Annotated in this window: 22 protein-coding genes and 1 tRNA gene; 7 read left to right on the top strand and 16 right to left on the bottom strand. The window is 54.7% G+C overall.

Annotated elements, in window-relative coordinates; translation table 11 throughout:
• Complete coding sequence (locus AQ981_RS05965; protein ID WP_058910845.1) at positions 1-255, top strand: SemiSWEET transporter; 255 nt, start codon at positions 1-3, stop codon at positions 253-255.
• A 224-nt stretch (positions 256-479) separates the two neighbouring features.
• Here AQ981_RS05965 and AQ981_RS05960 read toward each other — a convergent pair.
• The 7 genes from AQ981_RS05960 to rlmE all read right to left on the bottom strand — a co-directional run bounded on the left by AQ981_RS05960 (position 480) and on the right by rlmE (position 7,120).
• Positions 480-566, bottom strand: a tRNA-Leu gene (locus tag AQ981_RS05960).
• Between the two features lie 48 nt (positions 567-614).
• On the bottom strand, positions 615-950 hold the full coding sequence (gene secG, locus AQ981_RS05955; protein ID WP_058910844.1) for a preprotein translocase subunit SecG: 336 nt from the start codon (positions 948-950) through the stop codon (positions 615-617).
• A gap of 163 nt (positions 951-1,113) precedes the next feature.
• Entirely contained in the window at positions 1,114-2,016 is a 903-nt protein-coding gene (locus AQ981_RS05950; protein WP_058910843.1) for a LysR family transcriptional regulator, read from the bottom strand.
• A gap of 144 nt (positions 2,017-2,160) precedes the next feature.
• Positions 2,161-3,498 (bottom strand): phosphoglucosamine mutase, encoded by a 1,338-nt coding sequence (glmM, locus tag AQ981_RS05945; protein WP_058910842.1) that lies wholly within the window; start codon positions 3,496-3,498, stop codon positions 2,161-2,163.
• Positions 3,491-4,339: a dihydropteroate synthase gene (gene folP, locus AQ981_RS05940; protein WP_058910841.1), complete on the bottom strand. Its 849-nt coding sequence runs from the start codon at positions 4,337-4,339 to the stop codon at positions 3,491-3,493. The genes glmM and folP overlap by 8 nt, the downstream gene beginning before the upstream one ends.
• 96 nt (positions 4,340-4,435) lie before the next feature.
• Entirely contained in the window at positions 4,436-6,370 is a 1,935-nt protein-coding gene (gene ftsH / locus AQ981_RS05935; RefSeq protein WP_058910840.1) for an ATP-dependent zinc metalloprotease FtsH, read from the bottom strand.
• 120 nt (positions 6,371-6,490) lie between these two features.
• On the bottom strand, positions 6,491-7,120 hold the full coding sequence (gene rlmE, locus AQ981_RS05930; RefSeq protein WP_058910839.1) for a 23S rRNA (uridine(2552)-2'-O)-methyltransferase RlmE: 630 nt from the start codon (positions 7,118-7,120) through the stop codon (positions 6,491-6,493).
• A gap of 122 nt (positions 7,121-7,242) precedes the next feature.
• On the opposite strand from rlmE, the gene yhbY reads away from it, so the two are divergent.
• Positions 7,243-7,536, top strand: a complete 294-nt coding sequence (yhbY, locus tag AQ981_RS05925; RefSeq protein ID WP_058910838.1) for a ribosome assembly RNA-binding protein YhbY — start codon at positions 7,243-7,245, stop codon at positions 7,534-7,536.
• A 151-nt stretch (positions 7,537-7,687) separates the two neighbouring features.
• Here yhbY and greA read toward each other — a convergent pair whose 3' ends face one another.
• The gene (gene greA, locus AQ981_RS05920; protein WP_058910837.1) at positions 7,688-8,164 is read right to left on the bottom strand and encodes a transcription elongation factor GreA; all 477 of its coding nucleotides are present in this window, start codon (positions 8,162-8,164) and stop codon (positions 7,688-7,690) included.
• 259 nt (positions 8,165-8,423) lie between these two features.
• On the opposite strand from greA, the gene dacB reads away from it, so the two are divergent.
• Genes dacB through pmrB form a run of 3 tightly spaced genes read left to right on the top strand, consistent with a single transcriptional unit; the run spans position 8,424 to position 11,580 of the window.
• The gene (gene dacB / locus AQ981_RS05915; RefSeq protein ID WP_058910836.1) at positions 8,424-9,860 is read left to right on the top strand and encodes a serine-type D-Ala-D-Ala carboxypeptidase; all 1,437 of its coding nucleotides are present in this window, start codon (positions 8,424-8,426) and stop codon (positions 9,858-9,860) included.
• 2 nt (positions 9,861-9,862) lie between these two features.
• Entirely contained in the window at positions 9,863-10,525 is a 663-nt protein-coding gene (pmrA, locus tag AQ981_RS05910) for a two-component system response regulator PmrA (protein WP_058910835.1), read from the top strand.
• Complete coding sequence (pmrB, locus tag AQ981_RS05905; protein ID WP_058910834.1) at positions 10,522-11,580, top strand: two-component system sensor histidine kinase PmrB; 1,059 nt, start codon at positions 10,522-10,524, stop codon at positions 11,578-11,580. Before pmrA ends, pmrB begins: the two co-directional genes overlap by 4 nt.
• Before the next feature lie 148 nt (positions 11,581-11,728).
• Here pmrB and cgtA read toward each other — a convergent pair whose 3' ends face one another.
• From cgtA to rplU, 4 genes are all read right to left on the bottom strand, one after another.
• A complete protein-coding gene (cgtA, locus tag AQ981_RS05900) occupies positions 11,729-12,901 on the bottom strand; it encodes an Obg family GTPase CgtA (protein ID WP_058910833.1) in 1,173 nt (390 codons plus the stop codon).
• A gap of 16 nt (positions 12,902-12,917) precedes the next feature.
• On the bottom strand, positions 12,918-13,883 hold the full coding sequence (locus AQ981_RS05895) for a DMT family transporter (protein WP_058910832.1): 966 nt from the start codon (positions 13,881-13,883) through the stop codon (positions 12,918-12,920).
• Between the two features lie 120 nt (positions 13,884-14,003).
• Positions 14,004-14,261, bottom strand: coding sequence for a 50S ribosomal protein L27 (rpmA, locus tag AQ981_RS05890; RefSeq protein ID WP_058910831.1), 258 nt, complete (start codon positions 14,259-14,261; stop codon positions 14,004-14,006).
• Positions 14,262-14,282: 21 nt separating this feature from the next.
• Positions 14,283-14,594, bottom strand: a complete 312-nt coding sequence (rplU, locus tag AQ981_RS05885; protein ID WP_024554649.1) for a 50S ribosomal protein L21 — start codon at positions 14,592-14,594, stop codon at positions 14,283-14,285.
• A gap of 258 nt (positions 14,595-14,852) precedes the next feature.
• On the opposite strand from rplU, the gene ispB reads away from it, so the two are divergent.
• Positions 14,853-15,824 carry an octaprenyl diphosphate synthase gene (ispB, locus tag AQ981_RS05880; protein ID WP_058910830.1) on the top strand — a complete coding sequence of 324 codons (972 nt, stop codon included), beginning with the start codon at positions 14,853-14,855 and terminating at the stop codon, positions 15,822-15,824.
• 196 nt (positions 15,825-16,020) lie between these two features.
• Positions 16,021-16,284, top strand: coding sequence for a DNA-binding transcriptional regulator SfsB (gene sfsB / locus AQ981_RS05875; RefSeq protein WP_058910829.1), 264 nt, complete (start codon positions 16,021-16,023; stop codon positions 16,282-16,284).
• A 51-nt stretch (positions 16,285-16,335) separates the two neighbouring features.
• Here sfsB and murA read toward each other — a convergent pair whose 3' ends face one another.
• The 4 genes from murA to mlaC all read right to left on the bottom strand — a co-directional run bounded on the left by murA (position 16,336) and on the right by mlaC (position 18,964).
• Positions 16,336-17,595 carry a UDP-N-acetylglucosamine 1-carboxyvinyltransferase gene (murA, locus tag AQ981_RS05870; RefSeq protein WP_058910828.1) on the bottom strand — a complete coding sequence of 420 codons (1,260 nt, stop codon included), beginning with the start codon at positions 17,593-17,595 and terminating at the stop codon, positions 16,336-16,338.
• 52 nt (positions 17,596-17,647) lie between these two features.
• Positions 17,648-17,902 (bottom strand): BolA family iron metabolism protein IbaG, encoded by a 255-nt coding sequence (gene ibaG, locus AQ981_RS05865; RefSeq protein WP_058910827.1) that lies wholly within the window; start codon positions 17,900-17,902, stop codon positions 17,648-17,650.
• Positions 17,903-18,032: 130 nt separating this feature from the next.
• Positions 18,033-18,329 carry a lipid asymmetry maintenance protein MlaB gene (gene mlaB / locus AQ981_RS05860; RefSeq protein WP_058910826.1) on the bottom strand — a complete coding sequence of 99 codons (297 nt, stop codon included), beginning with the start codon at positions 18,327-18,329 and terminating at the stop codon, positions 18,033-18,035.
• Positions 18,329-18,964, bottom strand: coding sequence for a phospholipid-binding protein MlaC (gene mlaC / locus AQ981_RS05855; RefSeq protein ID WP_058910825.1), 636 nt, complete (start codon positions 18,962-18,964; stop codon positions 18,329-18,331). The genes mlaB and mlaC overlap by 1 nt, the downstream gene beginning before the upstream one ends.
• Between the last annotated feature and the right edge of the window lie 34 nt (positions 18,965-18,998).

Genomic DNA, 18,998 nt, shown 5'->3' with positions numbered 1-18,998 from the left:
ATGGAATGGACTTCACTAATTGGCTACATTGCGGCAAGCCTGACAACGCTCTCTTTTTTACCACAGGCAATTAAGGTTATCACCACCCGTAATACGCAAGGGATTTCCCGGCTGATGTACATAATGTTCGTCTGCGGGTTGATGATGTGGCTGATTTACGGGCTGTTGATTGATGATGCAGTCGTTAGCGTAGCGAACTTTCTGACACTGGTGTTCGCCCTGCCGATTCTGGTGATAAAGTACCGTAGCGAGTAATACCGGCTGACGAATGGTATGTGGACCAAACTATCCGATGAATCGTACCGCTAACACTATGCCTGGATGATCAATCCAATAACCTGTGGATTGTACTCACAAACATGTCGATGGATGTTGAATTTTGTTGATATGGGAAGATACAGAAGAGCCGGGACTTACGCGGATTGCAACTAATTGCACATAAAAAAAAGACGTCCTGCGACGTCTTTTTTCCGGAATATTGGTACCGAGGACGGGACTTGAACCCGTAAGCCCAATCGGGCACTACCACCTCAAGGTAGCGTGTCTACCAATTCCACCACCTCGGCACTTCATTTACCTACGCGATGACACTTCACCGCGTTAAAACTGGCAAGTTACTGCGGGATATCGCTAACCGGTTTATTGGTTTCCGCCGGCTGCGTGGTCTGCTCCGTTTGTGCGGGCTGAGACAGATTATCCCACTCGCTTCCTTTATTCGTCTTGTTGCTATTGATGTTCCCCAGCACCAGGCTGATGATAAAGAACAGCGTCGCCAGCACCGCAGTCATACGGGTCATGAAGTTGCCAGAACCACCTGAGCCGAACAACGTGGCGGATGCGCCTGCACCGAAAGAGGCTCCCATATCCGCACCTTTACCTTGCTGCAGCATGATCAGGCCAACCAGGGCCACTGCCACAATAAGGAAAACTATCAGAAGAGCTTCGTACATAATCGACCTATTCCTTGCGGTATCACCGCACACCAATTGCTTCTTACCAGACAAAGCAGGGTTTATTTGTCATTCCCCACTGAAGCGGGTGTGAATACTAACCAAAGCGTCTGCCCTTAGCAAGGGCAATTTTTTAATAACGCTTTGATTGCGGAAAAAATGGTCACGGCAGTCGCGGCTGCGCCAGTTTCTCCCAACAGCGCTGTAATACCGACCGGTTTTCCCCGCGATTGCACCAGACAGTAATCGGCACTTCACAGGTTAACGCGCGCTCATCAGGGCTATACTGTACCAGCTCGCCGCTGGCCAGTTGTTCCGCCACCGTCGACGCCGGCAACCACGCCATCCCGATATGGCGTAACACCATCTCCCGGACACTCTCGCTCAGTCCGCTCTCAAACACTTTGATCAAACGCGATTGCAGCTTTTCCTCTGCCGGGCCGACAATGCGCCGCACAATCGTATAATCGCTGTAGCTCAGCCAGGGAATCGGCGCGTTCTGACGCTCAATGCCGTTAATCAGCCGTGATGAGATGACCGGAATAAAGCGTTCATAGCGCCACACAATGTTCTGTAACTGTTGCGCCACTTCCGGTTCCGGACGCGCCTGCAGTGAATCGTAGGTGATTAGCAGATCGATCTGCCGATTGAGCAAGGCTTCAAAATGGTTATCCACCCCCTGCACCGATGAGTTCACATTAAAACGCAGCCCGGACTCGCTCTGGCGTAAAAAGCCGATAATATCGGGCAATACGTTGATCGACAGGGTGTGAAGACTGACCATAACGATAGTATTTTCCGAAGCGGGCGAGAGGGTTCCCAGCTCATAGCGCGCCTGGGAGAGGGTCTCCAGCACGCGCCGGGCATAGGGTTCGAAGCGCACCCCGAAACAGGTCAGGGTGACCGGTGTGGTGGTGCGATCAAACAGCGGCGCGCCGAGGGTTTCCTCCAGCGTTCTGATGCGCCGGCTCAGGGCGGGCTGGGTCACATGGCGGGCGCGGGCCGCCCGGGAAAAGCTACCGTACTGGCTCAGACATAAGAAATCTTCCAGCCATTTACTGTCCATGGGTCATTCCTGGCAATCTGTGTCGTTTCACTGGCGTACATCTCTGGTACGTTTCTGATTTTTATCGCCGCGTAAAGCCGGGCATTACTCCGCCGTATCACATAAAAAAGGCCGGAATAACCGGCCTTAAACACTATGCTGCGGTTAGACGTTTTTTACTGCATCAGCAATACGGTTGGCAAACGCCGTCACCTGCCCCTCATCTTCGCCTTCCACCATCACGCGAATCAGCGGTTCAGTACCGGATTTACGCAGCAGCACACGCCCACGCTTACCGAGCGCCGCTTCCACTTCGGCAGTGACGTTTTTCACCGTCTCATTTTCCAGCGGATCGACGGAACCCGCGGTGTAGCGCACATTCACGAGGATCTGTGGGAATAGTTTCATGCCGCTGCACAAGTCATGCAGACTCATATTATTACGCACGATTGCAGTAAGTACTTGCAAACCTGCCACAATACCATCGCCAGTGGTGGTCTGGTCCAGCAGGATCACATGGCCCGAGTTTTCGGCACCGATTCGCCAGCCTTTCTCCTGCATCAGCTCCATAACATAGCGATCGCCGACTTTCGCCCGGGCAAACGGTACCCCCAGTTGCCTGAGCGCGACCTCCAGCCCCATATTGCTCATCAACGTACCGACCGCGCCGCCGTGCAATTGCCCCTGACGCAGCGCCTCCCGGGCGATGATATACAGGATCTGATCGCCGTCGACTTTATTGCCTTCGTGGTCAACCATAATCACCCGGTCGCCATCGCCATCGAAAGCGATACCAAGATCGGCCTGTTCTTTGATCACCCGCTCCTGCAACATGCGTACATCCGTGGCGCCACATTTGTCGTTGATATTCAGGCCATTGGGCTCACAGCCGACGGTAATCACCGTTGCCCCCAGTTCGCGCAATACATTCGGCGCGATGTGATAGGTCGCCCCATTGGCGCAATCAACGACAATTTTCAGGCCGTTGAGGCTAAGTTCGTTAGGGAATGTGGCTTTACAGAATTCGATGTAGCGACCGGCGGCATCAACAATACGGCTCGCTTTTCCGAGCTCAGCGGAATCCACGCAGCTAATCTCTTTTTCCAGCTCCGCCTCGATAGCCTCTTCAACGTTATCCGGTAGCTTGGTACCGTCAATGGAAAAGAATTTGATGCCATTGTCATAGAACGGGTTGTGCGAGGCAGAGATAACAATTCCCGCTTCGGCGCGGAAGGTGCGCGTCAGGTATGCCACTGCCGGGGTCGGCATCGGACCAGTAAAAGCGGCGGAAAGGCCGGCAGCGGCAAGGCCAGCCTCAAGCGCGGACTCCAGCATATAACCAGAAATGCGCGTATCTTTACCAATAATCACTTTACGCGAACCATGACGCGCCAGCACTTTACCGGCCGCCCAGCCCAGCTTCAGGACAAAATCAGGGGTGATAGGCACATCGCCAACCCGCCCGCGGACACCATCGGTGCCAAAATATTTACGGTTACTCATAACGTTTGTTATCCCTTGCTGACAGTGTGGCTTCAACCACCCTCATCGCTTCAACTGTCTCTTTCACATCGTGTACACGAATAATCTGAGCCCCCTGCATCGCGGCAATCACCGCACACGCCAGACTACCGCTCAGACGCTGATCCGGTCCAACATTCAGCAACTGCCCCACCATCGATTTACGCGACATCCCCACCAGAAGCGGCAGGCCGAAATGGTGAAGTTCAGAGAGTCTGGCCAGAAGCTGATAATTATGGTTGAGATTCTTACCGAAACCGAACCCCGGGTCGAGTAACAATTTTTCTTTTGCGATGCCTGCGGCTTCGCAGCGGGCAATGTGCTCAACGAAAAAACGCTGCACATCAACAAACACATCATCATAGACCGGCGCCTGCTGCATGGTCTTCGGCTGCCCCTGCATATGCATCAGGCACACCGGCAGCCCACTCTGCGCCGCCGCCTCCAGCGCCCCCGGCTCGGTCAGGGAGCGAATATCATTAATAATGTGAGCGCCCACTCGCGCCGACTCGCGAATCACTTCAGGTTTCGAGGTATCCACAGAGATCCACACCTCAAAGCGCCGGGCGATCGCCTCAACGACCGGCACCACGCGCGCAAGCTCCTCTTCCACACTGACTTCCGCTGCGCCCGGGCGCGTGGATTCGCCTCCCACATCGATAATCGTTGCCCCGGCATTAAGCATCAAATTAGCGTGTTTGACCGCCTCAACCAGCGTGTTGTGAGTTCCGCCGTCGGAAAAGGAGTCTGGCGTGACATTGAGAATCCCCATCACATGGGGGTGTGAAAGGTCCAGTGTTGAGCCCTGGGCAAAGAGTTTCATTGCTATCCCTTGTAAATCCTGAGGTTAAGGCAAAAGAAAAACCCCGGAGCAGGCCCCGGGGTTTTCAGTTTCAAACAATATCATATGGCGCGGTAATTACTTATCGCCCAACTCTTCTGACATGGTATTGCCCGGGTTTGGCGTACGCGGTTCATCAACCGGACGCGGCGCTCGAGGAGTACCGTTATTGTCAGAATTACCGTTTGTATTCGGATCTTCCCAGCCAGCCGGCGGGCGCACTTCACGGCGCGCCATCAGGTCATCGATCTGCGGCGCATCAATAGTCTCATATTTCATGAGCGCATCTTTCATCGCGTGCAAGATGTCCATGTTATCGTTGAGGATCTGACGCGCGCGATTGTAGTTACGTTCAATCAGCGCCTTCACTTCCTGGTCGATAATCCGCGCAGTCTCATCAGACATATGCTTGGCTTTCGCCACGCTACGACCAAGGAAGACTTCACCATCTTCTTCAGCATACAGCAGCGGCCCCAGCTTGTCGGAGAAACCCCACTGGGTCACCATGTTGCGTGCCAGGTTAGTCGCCACTTTAATGTCGTTGGAAGCGCCGGTAGAGACATGCTCTACGCCATAAATGATCTCTTCCGCCAGACGGCCGCCGTACAGAGTGGAAATCTGACTTTCCAGCTTCTGACGGCTGGCGCTGATAGCATCGCCTTCCGGCAGGAAGAAAGTCACACCCAGCGCACGCCCGCGCGGAATAATAGTCACTTTATGCACCGGATCGTGTTCCGGCACCAGACGGCCAATGATCGCGTGGCCTGCTTCGTGGTACGCGGTAGACTCTTTCTGCGCTTCCGTCATCACCATGGAGCGGCGTTCCGCGCCCATCATGATTTTGTCTTTCGCTTTCTCAAACTCCACCATGGAAACCACGCGCTTGTTGCCGCGAGCGGCAAACAGCGCCGCTTCGTTCACCAGGTTAGCCAAATCGGCGCCAGAGAAACCCGGCGTACCGCGGGCAATAATCGCCGCGTCAATATCGGTCGCCAGCGGCACCCGACGCATATGCACTTTCAGGATCTGCTCACGTCCGCGCACGTCCGGCAGGCCAACCACGACCTGACGGTCAAAACGACCAGGACGCAGCAATGCCGGATCCAGAACGTCCGGGCGGTTAGTCGCCGCGATAACGATGATACCTTCGTTGCCTTCAAAGCCATCCATTTCGACCAGCATCTGGTTCAGGGTTTGTTCACGTTCATCGTGACCGCCACCCAGACCCGCGCCGCGCTGGCGACCCACGGCATCGATTTCATCGATAAAGATAATGCAGGGCGCCGCTTTCTTGGCCTGTTCGAACATATCACGCACGCGGGATGCCCCCACGCCAACGAACATTTCAACAAAGTCAGAGCCGGAAATGGTAAAGAAAGGCACTTTCGCTTCACCGGCGATAGCCTTTGCCAGCAGCGTTTTACCGGTACCCGGCGGCCCCACCATCAGGATACCTTTAGGGATCTTACCGCCCAGTTTCTGGAAACGGCTCGGCTCGCGCAGGTATTCCACCAGCTCGCCCACTTCCTCTTTTGCTTCGTCGCAGCCGGCAACGTCCGCAAACGTGGTTTTGATCTGGTCTTCAGTCAGCATCCGCGCCTTGCTCTTACCGAACGACATGGCGCCTTTGCCGCCGCCGCCCTGCATCTGGCGCATAAAGAAGATCCACACCCCAATCAGCAGCAGCATCGGGAACCAGGAGATAAAGATCGAAGCCAACAGGCTCGGCTCTTCCGGTGGTTCGCCTACGACCTTCACGTTCTTGGTCAGAAGGTTATCAAGCAATTTGGGATCGTTAACCGGAATATACGTCGTGTAACGGTTACTGTCTTTCTTGGTAACGTTAATCTCACGTCCGTTGATACGCGCTTCGCGAACCTGGTCCTGGTTGACTTCTTGCAGGAAGGTAGAGTAATCCACCCTACGGCCATTTGACTCGCTGGGCCCAAAGCTCTGGAAAACTGACATCAGCACAACTGCGATGACCAGCCAGAGTATTAGGTTTTTCGCCATGTCACTCAAGGGATTAACCTCTTATTACAACTGTGTTAAAAACAGCGTCAGGATACTATATATCCAGCGTCTTTCAAGCGACAGCGGTGGTTTATGCCGCCGGGGCCCGAATACTCATGGTTATACTTTACGCCCGGTCGCTACAATATACACTTCGCGCGAACGGGCGCGCGAAGAGTCCGGTTTACGAACTTTAACTTTCGTAAACAGAGAACGAATTTCCCGCAGGTACTCATCGAAACCTTCGCCCTGAAACACTTTCACTACAAAACTCCCCCCGGGAGCCAGTACGTCGCGGCACATTTCAAGCGCCAGCTCTACCAGATACATGGCGCGGGGAATATCTACAGCAGGCGTCCCGCTCATGTTCGGCGCCATATCGGACATGACAACCTGTACCTGACTATCACCTACACGTTCCATAAGGGCTTTCATGACTAATTCATCACGAAAATCCCCCTGAAGGAAGTCCACACCAACGATTGGATCCATAGGTAAAAGATCGCAAGCGATGATACGACCACTGCCACCTATCTGGGTTACCACATATTGCGACCATCCACCAGGGGCGGCGCCGAGATCGACCACCGTCATTCCCGGTTTAAAAAGCTTGTCACTCTGTTGTATTTCATCAAGTTTAAACCAGGCGCGGGAACGTAGCCCCTTTTTCTGCGCCTGTTGAACATATTTATCGCTAAAGTGTTCCTGAAGCCAGCGACTGGAGCTGGCAGAACGCTTTTTACCTGTCATTTCACATTCCATCCGGGTTCATCGAACACCTCCGCCCCGAAAAAAGGAGGTTGTTATTTGGCTACTGAGGGGAGATGGCGGTAGAATGAACCGTTTTCAATCCCAACTAAGCAAAAAATACGATGAATCTGAGTACTAAACAAAAACAGCACCTGAAAGGTCTGGCACATTCGCTCAAGCCGGTAGTCATGCTTGGCAACAATGGTTTGACCGAAGGGGTACTGGCCGAGATTGAACAAGCGCTTGAGCACCATGAGTTAATCAAGGTGAAAATCGCCACTGAAGAACGCGATACCAGGACCTTGATCGTGGAAGCTATCGTGCGGGAAACCGGCGCCTGTAATGTACAGGTCATCGGTAAAACGCTGATTCTTTACCGCCCCACCGAAGAGCGTAAGATTTCGCTGCCGCGCTAAAAAGGCGTTGTTCCGGCCAAATTGGCTACCAGAATCAACACCCTTCTGGCGGCGAGTGTGAACATGCCACGCCTCAACCATGGTTAAAAGGCCGCACCGCGGCCTTTTACCTGGTTTTACAAAACCCCACTGATGTAGAGCGTAGCAGATATCACAGGTACTCGACCTTCACGATATCAAATTCTACCTGCCCCCCAGGCGTGTCGATGACGACCGAATCGTCTACTTCTTTGCCGACCAGGCCGCGCGCTATTGGCGAGTTCACGGAAATCAGGTTCTGTTTAAAATCCGCTTCATCATCGCCGACAATGCGATAGGTCTGCTCTTCATCCGTGTCGAGGTTCAGCACGGTGACCGTCGCGCCAAAAATCACCCGCCCGTTGTTCGGCATTTTGGTGATATCAATCACCTGGGCATTAGAAAGTTTGGCTTCAATATCTTTGATTCGGCCTTCACAAAATCCCTGCTGCTCGCGGGCGGCATGGTACTCTGCGTTTTCTTTCAGATCGCCATGTTCGCGCGCTTCCGCAATCGCGGCGATGATTTCCGGACGCCGAACCGACTTCAGAAACTCCAGTTCTTCACGCAATTTTTCAGCACCACGTAGTGTCATCGGAATAGCTTGCATTTGTTATACCTCTTAAATAAAACACCCCAGCAATCGGTAAAATCTGCAGGCGTGTATTTACCACTCATCCGGCGGCGCACACCCTTTACCGGACGAAAAACAAAAGAAAACTGACCCGGAGCGCATCCTCCAGGTCAGTATCGATTTTTCATTTTGATAAACATTTTACCCTGAAGTTCCCTGAGGGTCATCGTTTACTTTACGGGGCGATGCGCCTTAGTATGACGGCACCGTGTTTCCAGGCTGTAACCGCGAGATTATGCAATTTTCCAGATTTGTCGTCGCCATGTTGGGCTGCTCGGCGGCGTTAACCGCCCATGCCGCCAGTGTAGAAGAGTACGTTAATCAGTTACCGGCGGGAGCAAACCTGGCGTTAATGGTTCAAAAAGTGGGCGCCAGTGCGCCGGTTATCGATTATCACAGCCAGCAAATGGCGCTGCCCGCCAGTACTCAGAAAGTGATCACCGCCCTGGCCGCTCTGCTGCAACTCGGTGCGGATTACCGATTCACCACCACGCTGGAAAGCCGCGGCGCGATAAAAAATGGTGTACTGGAAGGTGATCTGATCGCGCGCTTTTCCGGCGATCCGACCCTGAAGCGCCAGCAATTGCGCAATATGATCGCCACCCTGTCAAAAGCCGGAGTGCGCCAAATCCGCGGTAACGTGATGATCGATACCTCCGTATTCGCCAGCCATGATAAAGCCCCCGGCTGGCCGTGGAACGACATGACCCAGTGCTTCAGCGCACCGCCTTCGGCGGCTATTGTCGATAAAAACTGCTTTTCCGTGTCGCTGAGCAGTGCGCCAAAGGCCGGCGATCCGGCTTTTGTACGCATCGCGTCTTATTATCCGGTCACCGTTTTCAGTCAGGTGAAAACGCTGGCGCGGGGCTCCGCGGAAGCTCAGTACTGCGAGCTGGACGTGGTCACCGGCGATCTTAACCGCTATACCCTGACCGGCTGCCTGTCTCAGCGCAGCGATCCACTTCCGCTGGCGTTCGCCATTCAGGACGGCGCCAGCTATGCCGGCGCTCTGCTAAAAGCCGAGCTGAAGAGCGCCAGTATTGATTATACCGGCACGCTGTTGCGCCAGACACAGCCGAACCCGCCCGGTACCGTACTCGCCAGCACTCAGTCAGCGCCACTGCATGAGCTGTTAACAGTGATGCTGAAAAAGTCTGATAACATGATTGCCGATACCGTCTTTCGAACCATTGGGCACAGCTACTATGGCGTCCCCGGTACCTGGCGCGCCGGCGCTGATGCAGTACGCCAGTTATTGCGCCAGAAAGCGGGCATTAGTCTCGGCAACACGATCGTGGTTGACGGCTCCGGTCTTTCGCGCCATAACCTGATCGCCCCCGCAACCATGATGCAAATTTTGCAGTACATTGCTCAGAACGACAGCCAGTTGAATTTTATTACAATGCTACCGCTGGCGGGGCACGATGGTTCGCTACAGTACCGTGCCGGCCTGAATCAGGCGGGCGTGGACGGTAAAGTGTCGGCAAAAACCGGATCCCTGCAGGGGGTCTATAATCTGGCTGGGTTTATTACCACCGCCAGCGGTCAGCGCATGGCGTTTGTCCAGTATCTGTCGGGTTATGCCGTCGAGCCAGCCGATCAGCGCAACCGGCGTATCCCGCTGGTGCGTTTTGAGAGTCGTCTGTACAAAGACATCTACCAGAATAATTGACGATGAAGCTACTGATTGTTGAAGACGATACGCTGCTGCAGGAAGGGCTTTCAATTGCGCTCAGTAAAGAGGGCTATGCCCTGGATTGCGCAGGCAGCGCCGCCGAAGCCGACGCGTTATTGCAAAGCGGAGAATATAGCCTGGTGATCCTCGATCTCGGTCTGCCGGATAAAGACGGCGCGGAGCTGCTTGGTCAGTGGCGCCGCCGGGGGGTCAGTACGGCAGTATTAATACTGACCGCCCGCGATGCGCTGGAAGATCGGGTCAGCGGCCTGGATGCCGGCGCCGACGACTATCTGGTGAAGCCGTTTGCGCTGGTAGAGCTTCAGGCGCGCGTTCGGGCGCTGATTCGCCGCTACCAGGGCCAGAGCGATAATCTGATTCAGCATGATAATCTGACCCTTAATCTTAGTTCCCGTCAGGTGTTGCTGGACGACATGCCAGTGGAGGTGACGCCCAAAGAATTCGCCCTACTGACGCGGCTTATCATGCGGGTTGGCCAGACGGTGCACCGCGAAACGCTGCAGCAGGATATCTACAGTTGGCAGGATGATCCGGGCTCCAATACCCTGGAGGTACATATTCACAACCTGCGCCGCAAACTGGGTAAAGATCGCATCAAAACGGTGCGCGGCGTCGGTTACCGTCTGGAGAGCCATTCGTGACCAGCATGCGCCGCCGCCTTATGATTCTGCTGGCGATCATTCTGCTGTTTTTTCAGCTTATCAGCGTTATCTGGCTGTGGCATGAGAGCCGCGAACAGATCGGTTTCCTGGTCAATGAAACGCTGTCTGCCAGGGCGCGCAATCAGCATGTCGAAAAAGAGATCCGCGAGGCCATCGCCTCACTACTGGTTCCTTCCCTGGTGATGGTCGGCTTCACGCTGTTTTTCTCCTTCTGGGCCGTAACCTGGATCACCCGCCCGTTAAACCGGCTGCGTACCAGTCTGTCTGGCCGTTCAGCGGATAACCTGACGCCGCTGCCTATGTATTCGGATATGGAAGAGATGGTGGCGGTGACCAGTTCCCTTAACCAGTTACTGGCCCGGCTCGACCATACTATTCAACAGGAGCGGCTCTTTACCGCCGATGCCGCCCATGAGCTGCGCACACCGCTGGCGGGGATCCGCCTGCATCTGGAGTTAATGGAGCAGGCAGGCACGGCTCAGGCCGGGATGCTGGTCGAACGGGTTGATCTGCTGATGCATACCATCGAGCAATTGCTGATGCTGTCACGGGCTGGCCAGGCGCTGGCCAGCGGCCACTACAGCGATATCAACTGGAGTGAACAAATCGTCGCCCCGTTGACCATGGAAATGGAGGAGCTGGCCGCCCGACGGCGGCAACAGATCGCCTGGCCTGCCCCTTCTTCACTGGCTGTTCAGGGCGATGCGGTGCTGTTACGTCTGCTACTGCGCAATCTGCTGGAAAATGCATCCCGCTACAGCCCGGAAGGCAGCATGATTCGCGTCGAGCTGCGGGAAGAGGCCACGGGGACACGGCTCAACGTGCTTGACGAAGGACCGGGGATTGACGAGCAGCATCGCAAAACCCTTGTGGAGCCCTGGCGCCGTCTCGATCAGCGCTATGGCGGCAGCGGCCTCGGGCTGAGTATCGTCCAGCGCATTACGCAGTTACATCATGGCAGGTTGATTCTCGACAACCGCACTGACGGACCGGGGCTGAACGCCGGCTGTTGGCTGCCGCATACCATCCAGTAATATTTCCCGTCCCCAGGGCGACAGCGAGACAGGCAACATCCGGATATCTGGCGCAAACCTCCACTGGCGGTCATGGCAGCCGGTGCACCGGAAGAAATATTTCTAAGGGTCAAAACACACCGGGAGCCTTCAGGCTCCCGGTCGTTAATTAGCGCTTATAAATAAACTCTACGCCTTCTTCGTCGTCCTCATCCCAGTCGTCATCCCACTCTTCTTCAGCTTCGGCTTCCGCCTCTTCAAGCTGCTGACGGTGGTAATCGTCCCACATGAATTCGACTTTTTCCGGCGATGCGCTCTCTTCCTCATCGACAATTGGGTTTTCAATGATAAAGTTCATGACATCCCAGCACAGCGCATTAACCCCGTCGCGGCTGGCGGCGGAGATCAGGTAATGCTTACCTTCCCAGCCCAGCGCCTGAGCAATTTCCTGGGCTTTGGCTTCCGCCTCTGCGCGATCCAGCAGATCAATTTTATTGAATACCAGCCAGCGCGGTTTAGAAGCCAGCTTTTCACTGTACTTTTCCAGTTCGCCGATGATAACCCGGGCATTCTCTACCGGATCAGAACCGTCGATCGGCGCCAGATCGATCAGATGCAGTAGCACGCGGCAGCGCTCCAGATGCTTCAGAAAACGGATCCCCAGACCCGCGCCTTCCGCGGCCCCTTCAATCAGACCGGGGATATCGGCCACCACAAAGCTTTTCTCGTTATCCATACGCACCACGCCAAGGCTTGGCACCAGGGTGGTAAACGGATAATCGGCTACCTTCGGCTTCGCGGCGGATACCGCACGGATAAAGGTTGATTTACCGGCGTTGGGCAGCCCCAGCATACCGACATCCGCCAGCAGCATCAGCTCCAGCTGCAGATCGCGTTTCTCACCGGGCGTACCGTTGGTTTTCTGGCGCGGGGTACGGTTAACGGACGATTTAAAACGGGTGTTGCCCAGACCATGCCAACCCCCTTTCGCCACCATCAGGCGCTGCCCGTGTCGGGTCATATCGCCCATGGTCTCGCCGGTTCCCTGGTCGATAACCCGGGTGCCCACCGGCACTTTGATGGTGACATCTTTACCACGTTTCCCGGTGCAGTCGCGGCTTTGACCATTCTGCCCACGTTCGGCACGAAAAGACTTCTCAAAGCGGTAATCGATTAGGGTATTGAGGTTCTCGTCGGCTTCCATCCAGACATCGCCGCCATCGCCGCCATCGCCGCCGTCCGGACCGCCTTTAGGAATATACTTTTCACGACGGAAACTCACGCAGCCGTTGCCGCCATCTCCCGCCGCGACCAGAATCGTTGCTTCATCAACAAACTTCATTTTACTTCTCCGAAAATCATTCGCCCGGACGAGGTGCCTGCACAACCGTGTCGTTTTTGCGCCAGCGTCCCCACAGGCGGTGGCCGATGGCGGAATACATCGCTCCCGCGACCACCACAAAGGCACCCAGATACCCGACCATATTCAGTATCGGCATGGCAAAGTACTCAGGCCAGGCGAGTGATAATAAATCTGAAAACAGCAGCGTAAACAATGGCGTCAACGTGATCAGGGCGCTCACCTGCGCCGCCTGCCAGCGGGCCATCGCCTCTGCCAGTGCGCCGTACCCAATCAGGGTATTCAACCCGCAAAAAATCAGACACGCCAGTTGCCAGTTACTGAGCTGCATAATGACCGCCGGCTGCGCCAGCGGCAGTAATACTATCGTACATAAAGTGTACAGCAAAAGCAGGATTTGTTGTGAGGCAAGACGACGCAACAAGATCTTCTGCGCCACACCGTAGCTCACCCACACCATTGACGCCCCGACCCCGAAAATCACCCCCCAGGTGTAATCGGTCAGCCGGGTAAATATCTCCACCAGACTGGTGTTGAAAAACATCACCAGGCCGCACAACAACATCAGCGCGCCCACCACCTGGGTACCGCGCATTTTCTCTTTCAGAATGATGACGCTGGCCACCATCATCCCCACCGGAGAGAGCTGACCTATCACCTGAGACGCCGTCGGGCTGACATACTGCAGTGAAGAGCTGAACAGGATGAAGTTCCCGACCAGCCCTGCCGTCGCGATAATCAACAAAATCAACCAGCGGGGTTTACGAAACATCTTCAGCGGCGGCAACTTGCCGCGTACGGCGAGGATGATCCCCAGGCCGGCGCCAGCCATCAGGAAACGATAAAAAACAATGGTGGGCGGTTCCATCACTTCCAGCACCTGTTTCATCGCAATCGGCAGCGCTCCCCAGAACATAGCCGTTGTCAGCGCCAGGATGATACCGATGCCCGCCTGCTGTTTCATTACCAATTCCTTTACCGTACCGCCATCAAACGCCCGCTGGATCTGAGGCGTCGGTGTAAGAATGTAAAAAGCCCCGCAACACGTTGCGGGGCTTCCATCCGTTACCGGGACACGAAAAACTTATTCAGCGACGATGCTGACGAATTTACGGTTTTTCGGGCCTTTAACTTCGAACTTAACTTTACCGTCAGCCAAAGCGAACAGAGTGTGGTCGCGGCCGCAACCTACGTTGCTACCAGCATGGAATTTAGTACCACGCTGACGAACGATGATGCTGCCAGCCAGAACTGCTTCACCGCCGAAACGTTTTACGCCCAGACGTTTAGCTTCAGAATCGCGACCGTTACGAGTTGAGCCGCCAGCCTTTTTGTGTGCCATTTATATATGCTCCCCTGGTAATTAAGCGCTGATACCGGTGATTTTCACATCAGTGAACCACTGGCGATGGCCTTGCTGCTTACGGTAGTGTTTACGACGGCGAAACTTAACGATTTTCACCTTTTCGCCACGGCCGTGAGCAACGACTTCTGCTTTGATTACGCCGCCATCAACGAACGGAACGCCGATTTTGACATCTTCACCATTTGCGATCATCAGAACTTCAGCGAACTCAATGGTTTCGCCAGTTGCGATGTCCAGCTTTTCCAGGCGAACGGTCTGACCTTCGCTTACTCGGTGTTGTTTACCACCACTTTGGAAAACCGCGTACATAAAAAACTCCGCTTTCCGCGCGCCTTCTGTGTTTCTCAGAGCGCGCTATAAATATTCACAATAGGGCGCGAATATTACGCAAATCGTGAGGCTTTGACAAGTGCGATTGTCATTCTGCGTAGAAAAAAAACGCAACCGTGATTGCAGCGTTTAACTGTCGCCGTTTTTCGGTACAATCAGCACTACGGTAGGTATTTTAACAATCTCGTTAATTCCATAGATCACCTGTGGTAACGGAACGATGGCCAGATTTTTGCGATGAATTTAGAAAATATTAACCAGTTAACCGCGCAAGATATGGCGGGAGTCAACGCGACAATCCTCGAACAACTCAGTTCCGACGTTCAGCTCATCAACCAATTGGGCTACTACATCATCAGCGGCGGCGGAAAACGTATTCGCCCAATGATCGCGGTACTGGCGGCACGGTCGCTCGGTTATCAGGGTGAGGCCCACATCACCATTGCGGCGCTCATCGAGTTTATCCATACCGCCACGCTGCTTCACGATGACGTTGTAGATGAGTCCGACATGCGCCGCGGTAAAGCCACCGCGAATGCCGCCTTTGGCAACGCCGCCAGCGTACTGGTGGGCGATTTCATCTATACCCGCGCCTTCCAGATGATGACCAGCCTCGGCTCCCTGAAAGTCCTGCGTATCATGTCAGAGGCCGTTAACGTGATTGCCGAAGGCGAAGTGCTACAGTTGATGAACGTCAACGATCCGGATATCAGCGAAGAGAACTACATGCGCGTCATCTATAGTAAGACCGCGCGTTTGTTCGAAGCGGCTTCCCAGTGTTCTGCGATTCTGGCCGGCGCAGACGCAGCCCAGGAACAGGCGATGCAGGATTACGGACGCTACCTCGGTACGGCGTTTCAGTTAGTTGACGATCTGCTGGATTACAGCGCTGACGGTAAAACGCTGGGTAAAAATGTTGGCGACGATCTTAATGAAGGTAAACCGACGTTGCCGCTGCTGCACGCCATGCGCCACGGCACCCCGGAACAGGCGCAGATGATCCGCGATGCGATTATCCAGGGTAATGGTCGCCATTTACTGGAACCGGTTCTGGAAACCATGGCCGCCTGCGGCTCTCTGGAGTGGACGCAAATGCGCGCCGAGCAGGAAGCCGATAAAGCCATTGCCGCGCTGGCCGTTTTGCCCGACTCTCCTCACAAAGAAGCGCTGATTGGTCTGGCGCACCTGTCAGTTCAACGCCATTATTAATCCCTGGCCTGCGTTTGCGCGCGGGCCGCTTTCCCTGCGATTCCTTATTTCACCCCAATTACATCACTGTGTGTCGCCCTGCACATTTCCGAATACATTAAGAATTTATTGAAACCATTTGGAAACGTTATACGGTAAAGTAAGCTTCCGCATAAAGCGATTGCCGAAAGCTTGACATTGAGTACAGGGAGAAAAAATGGAAAGGAAATTCATCGACTGGCATCCGGCCGATATTATTGCTGCGCTGCGTAAACAGGGAACGTCACTCGCCGCCGAGTCCCGCAAAGCCGGGCTGAGTTCTTCTACACTGGCGAATGCGTTGACCCGCCCCTGGCCAAAAGGTGAATGGCTTATTGCGCAGGCAATCGGCGTGGAGCCGTGGGTTATCTGGCCTTCGCGCTATCACGATCCGATCACTCATGAGTTTATCGATCGCCAGAAACTGATCCGTAACCGCTAAAAAAACGGGGCGATTAACGCCCCGGCATTTCTGTAACGCTGCGGTCGCCGCTTATTCGCCTTTCACGCGCTCGATCTTCGCGCCCAAAGCACTCAGCTTATCTTCAATCCGCTCATAGCCGCGATCGATATGGTAAATACGATCGACGATTGTCGTACCTTCAGCGATACACCCGGCCAATACCAGGCTGGCGGAAGCACGCAGATCGGTGGCCATTACCTGAGCGCCGGACAGTTTTTCAACGCCGTGACAAATAACGGTATTGCTTTCAATTTCCGCGTGCGCCCCCATACGAATCAGCTCCGGCACATGCATGAAGCGATTCTCGAAGATCGTTTCGGTAATCACCCCGGTACCTTCAGCCACCAGATTGAGCAGCGTAAACTGTGCCTGCATGTCAGTCGGGAACCCCGGATGCGGCGCAGTACGCACGTTCACCGCCTTCGGACGCTTACCGTGCATATCAAGGCTGATCCAGTCTTCGCCCACTTCGATATCCGCGCCGGCTTCACGCAACTTGGCCAGCACCGCATCCAGAGTATCCGGCTGCGCCCGATGGCAGACAATCTTACCGCCGGAGATCGCCGCAGCGACCAGAAAGGTCCCGGTCTCAATGCGATCCGGCAATACCCGGTAGACGCCGCCGCCAAGACGCTGCACGCCTTCAATGGTGATGCGGTCAGTGCCCATACCGGTGATTTTCGCTCCCAGCGTATTGAGGAAATTCGCCGTATCGACAATTTCCGGCTCACGGGCGGCGTTTTCAATGATCGTAGTGCCTTCCGCCAGTGTCGCGGCGGACATAATCGTCACCGTCGCGCCGACGCTGACTTTATCCATCACGATATGCGCCCCTTTCAGGCGCCCCTGAACAGAGGCCTTAACGTAGCCCTCCTCCAGTTTGATCTCGGCACCCAGTTGCTCAAGGCCGGTAATATGCAGATCCACCGGACGAGCGCCGATGGCGCAACCGCCAGGCAGAGAAACCTGCCCCTGACCAAAACGGGCGACCAGCGGGCCCAGCGCCCAAATTGATGCGCGCATAGTTTTAACCAGTTCATAGGGCGCGCAGAAAATATTAACTTCACTGGCGTCAATCCACACCGAACCGTTACGTTCGACTTTAGTGCCCAACTGGCTGAGCAACTTCATGGTGGTATCAATGTCTTTCAGCTTCGGGACATTCTGGATTTCTACCGGCTCTTCAGCCAACAGCGCAGCAAAAAGGATGGGCAGCGCCGCATTCTTTGCCCCGGAAATTGTTACTTCACCACTCAGCCGGCCCGGCCCCTGCACGCGAAATTTATCCATCAACCTGCTCTCTGTTATTCAATTACATTGCTACCGACGTCGGGCCGATAACTCAAAAACCATTCAATTTACGATCGCGTTCCCATTCCTGCGGGGTGTAGGCTTTGATCGACAGCGCGTGGATGCGGTTATCCGCGATGTATTCCATCAGCGGCGCGTAGATCGCCTGCTGTTTTTTGACACGACTTAAATCGGCGAACATATCCCCTACGGCAATCACCTGAAAATGGCTGCCATCGCCGGAGACGTGGACTTCCTGGAGGGGCAGTGCGTTCATCAGCACGGTCTGAATTTCATGATTTTCCATGGGATCTACTAATCGTCGGTTAACAAACAGCATCACATCTTAGAGGAAAGTGCTGTGGTCTTAAATATGAAAAAAGGCCCCGACTCAATATTTTCGGGGCCCTTCCAGTAACGCGCTGAAAACACCGCGGTTATGCCAGCGGTAGTAAATCAGGCGACAAATTATACAACTGCGCCAGCGTCGTCAGTTTATCACCGGCGCCGGTGACCTGAAGGTCTTTGCGCTGGCGCTGCGCCAGCGACACCAGGTGCACCAGCAGCGCCAGCCCGGCGGTATCCACACGCGAAAGTCCGGAGACATCAATATGCGAGATATCCCGGGTAACCTGCTCGCGTTCATCCCATAACGGATTCAGCGTTTCGCTTTCCAGCTCGCCGCTCAGCGCCAGACGACCCGCTTTATGTTCCCAGCGTAAGGCGCTGGCCATTACTTTTTCTCGTCCAGGGTGATTGGCTGGCTGGCTGCGGACTTCAGCAGAGCAGTTAAGCCGTCAACGCCTTTAGTGCGCAGCACGTCGCTCCACTCATTCTGCTTGGTGGTGATCATACTGACTCCTTCGGCAATCATGTCAAAGGCCTGCCAGTGACCGGTCTGAGTATTCTTGCGCCACTGGAAATCCAGGCGCACCGGCGGACGACCATTAGGATCGAGGATAGTCACACGAATAGGCAGGATAGTCGCGTCGCCCAGCGGCTGCTCAGGGGCTATCTGGTAGGTCTGACCATGATACATCGCCAACGCCTGGCCGTAGGCCTGCTTGAGGTATTCGCGGAACGCCGCGAAATAAGCGTCCCGCTGCGCCGGCGTCGCGTCTTTGTAATAACGGCCCAGCACCAGCGCGCCGGCGTATTTAATCTGCACGTACGGCAGCAACTCCTGATCGACGATATCGCGTAGATAGTTAGGGTTCTGGCGAATCTGCGGCTGCTCGTTTTTCAGGCGGCTAAAGGTTTTTTCCGCAGCCTGATCCATCAGCTTATAAGGGTTGGACTGATCCGCGGCTGTTGCCGTCGCCAGCGGGGCAATCACCAGCGTGGCGATCATTAACAGGCGTTTAAACATAGTCATACTCTCCTTAATTTGATACGTCGAACCG

The sequence above is a fragment of the Entomohabitans teleogrylli genome (assembly GCF_001484765.1).
Taxonomy (GTDB): domain Bacteria; phylum Pseudomonadota; class Gammaproteobacteria; order Enterobacterales; family Enterobacteriaceae; genus Entomohabitans; species Entomohabitans teleogrylli.
The sequence above is the reverse complement of the archived record's forward strand: the minus strand, read 5'-3'. Positions and strand labels throughout refer to the sequence as shown.

Excerpts from the sequence above, each read along its gene's own strand:
- folP (WP_058910841.1), bottom strand. The coding sequence starts at position 4,339 with ATGAAACTCTTTGCCCAGGGCTCAACACTGGACCTTTCACACCCCCAT.
- pmrA (WP_058910835.1), top strand. The coding sequence starts at position 9,863 with ATGAAGCTACTGATTGTTGAAGACGATACGCTGCTGCAGGAAGGGCTT.
- ibaG (WP_058910827.1), bottom strand. The coding sequence starts at position 17,902 with ATGGAAAATCATGAAATTCAGACCGTGCTGATGAACGCACTGCCCCTC.
- greA (WP_058910837.1), bottom strand. The coding sequence starts at position 8,164 with ATGCAAGCTATTCCGATGACACTACGTGGTGCTGAAAAATTGCGTGAA.
- ispB (WP_058910830.1), top strand. The coding sequence starts at position 14,853 with ATGAATTTAGAAAATATTAACCAGTTAACCGCGCAAGATATGGCGGGA.
- AQ981_RS05950 (WP_058910843.1), bottom strand. The coding sequence starts at position 2,016 with ATGGACAGTAAATGGCTGGAAGATTTCTTATGTCTGAGCCAGTACGGT.
- mlaB (WP_058910826.1), bottom strand. The coding sequence starts at position 18,329 with ATGGCCAGCGCCTTACGCTGGGAACATAAAGCGGGTCGTCTGGCGCTG.
- cgtA (WP_058910833.1), bottom strand. The coding sequence starts at position 12,901 with ATGAAGTTTGTTGATGAAGCAACGATTCTGGTCGCGGCGGGAGATGGC.
- dacB (WP_058910836.1), top strand. The coding sequence starts at position 8,424 with ATGCAATTTTCCAGATTTGTCGTCGCCATGTTGGGCTGCTCGGCGGCG.
- AQ981_RS05895 (WP_058910832.1), bottom strand. The coding sequence starts at position 13,883 with ATGAAACAGCAGGCGGGCATCGGTATCATCCTGGCGCTGACAACGGCT.
- rpmA (WP_058910831.1), bottom strand. The coding sequence starts at position 14,261 with ATGGCACACAAAAAGGCTGGCGGCTCAACTCGTAACGGTCGCGATTCT.
- sfsB (WP_058910829.1), top strand. The coding sequence starts at position 16,021 with ATGGAAAGGAAATTCATCGACTGGCATCCGGCCGATATTATTGCTGCG.
- AQ981_RS05965 (WP_058910845.1), top strand. The coding sequence starts at position 1 with ATGGAATGGACTTCACTAATTGGCTACATTGCGGCAAGCCTGACAACG.
- rplU (WP_024554649.1), bottom strand. The coding sequence starts at position 14,594 with ATGTACGCGGTTTTCCAAAGTGGTGGTAAACAACACCGAGTAAGCGAA.
- mlaC (WP_058910825.1), bottom strand. The coding sequence starts at position 18,964 with ATGTTTAAACGCCTGTTAATGATCGCCACGCTGGTGATTGCCCCGCTG.
- rlmE (WP_058910839.1), bottom strand. The coding sequence starts at position 7,120 with ATGACAGGTAAAAAGCGTTCTGCCAGCTCCAGTCGCTGGCTTCAGGAA.
- yhbY (WP_058910838.1), top strand. The coding sequence starts at position 7,243 with ATGAATCTGAGTACTAAACAAAAACAGCACCTGAAAGGTCTGGCACAT.
- ftsH (WP_058910840.1), bottom strand. The coding sequence starts at position 6,370 with ATGGCGAAAAACCTAATACTCTGGCTGGTCATCGCAGTTGTGCTGATG.
- glmM (WP_058910842.1), bottom strand. The coding sequence starts at position 3,498 with ATGAGTAACCGTAAATATTTTGGCACCGATGGTGTCCGCGGGCGGGTT.
- secG (WP_058910844.1), bottom strand. The coding sequence starts at position 950 with ATGTACGAAGCTCTTCTGATAGTTTTCCTTATTGTGGCAGTGGCCCTG.
- murA (WP_058910828.1), bottom strand. The coding sequence starts at position 17,595 with ATGGATAAATTTCGCGTGCAGGGGCCGGGCCGGCTGAGTGGTGAAGTA.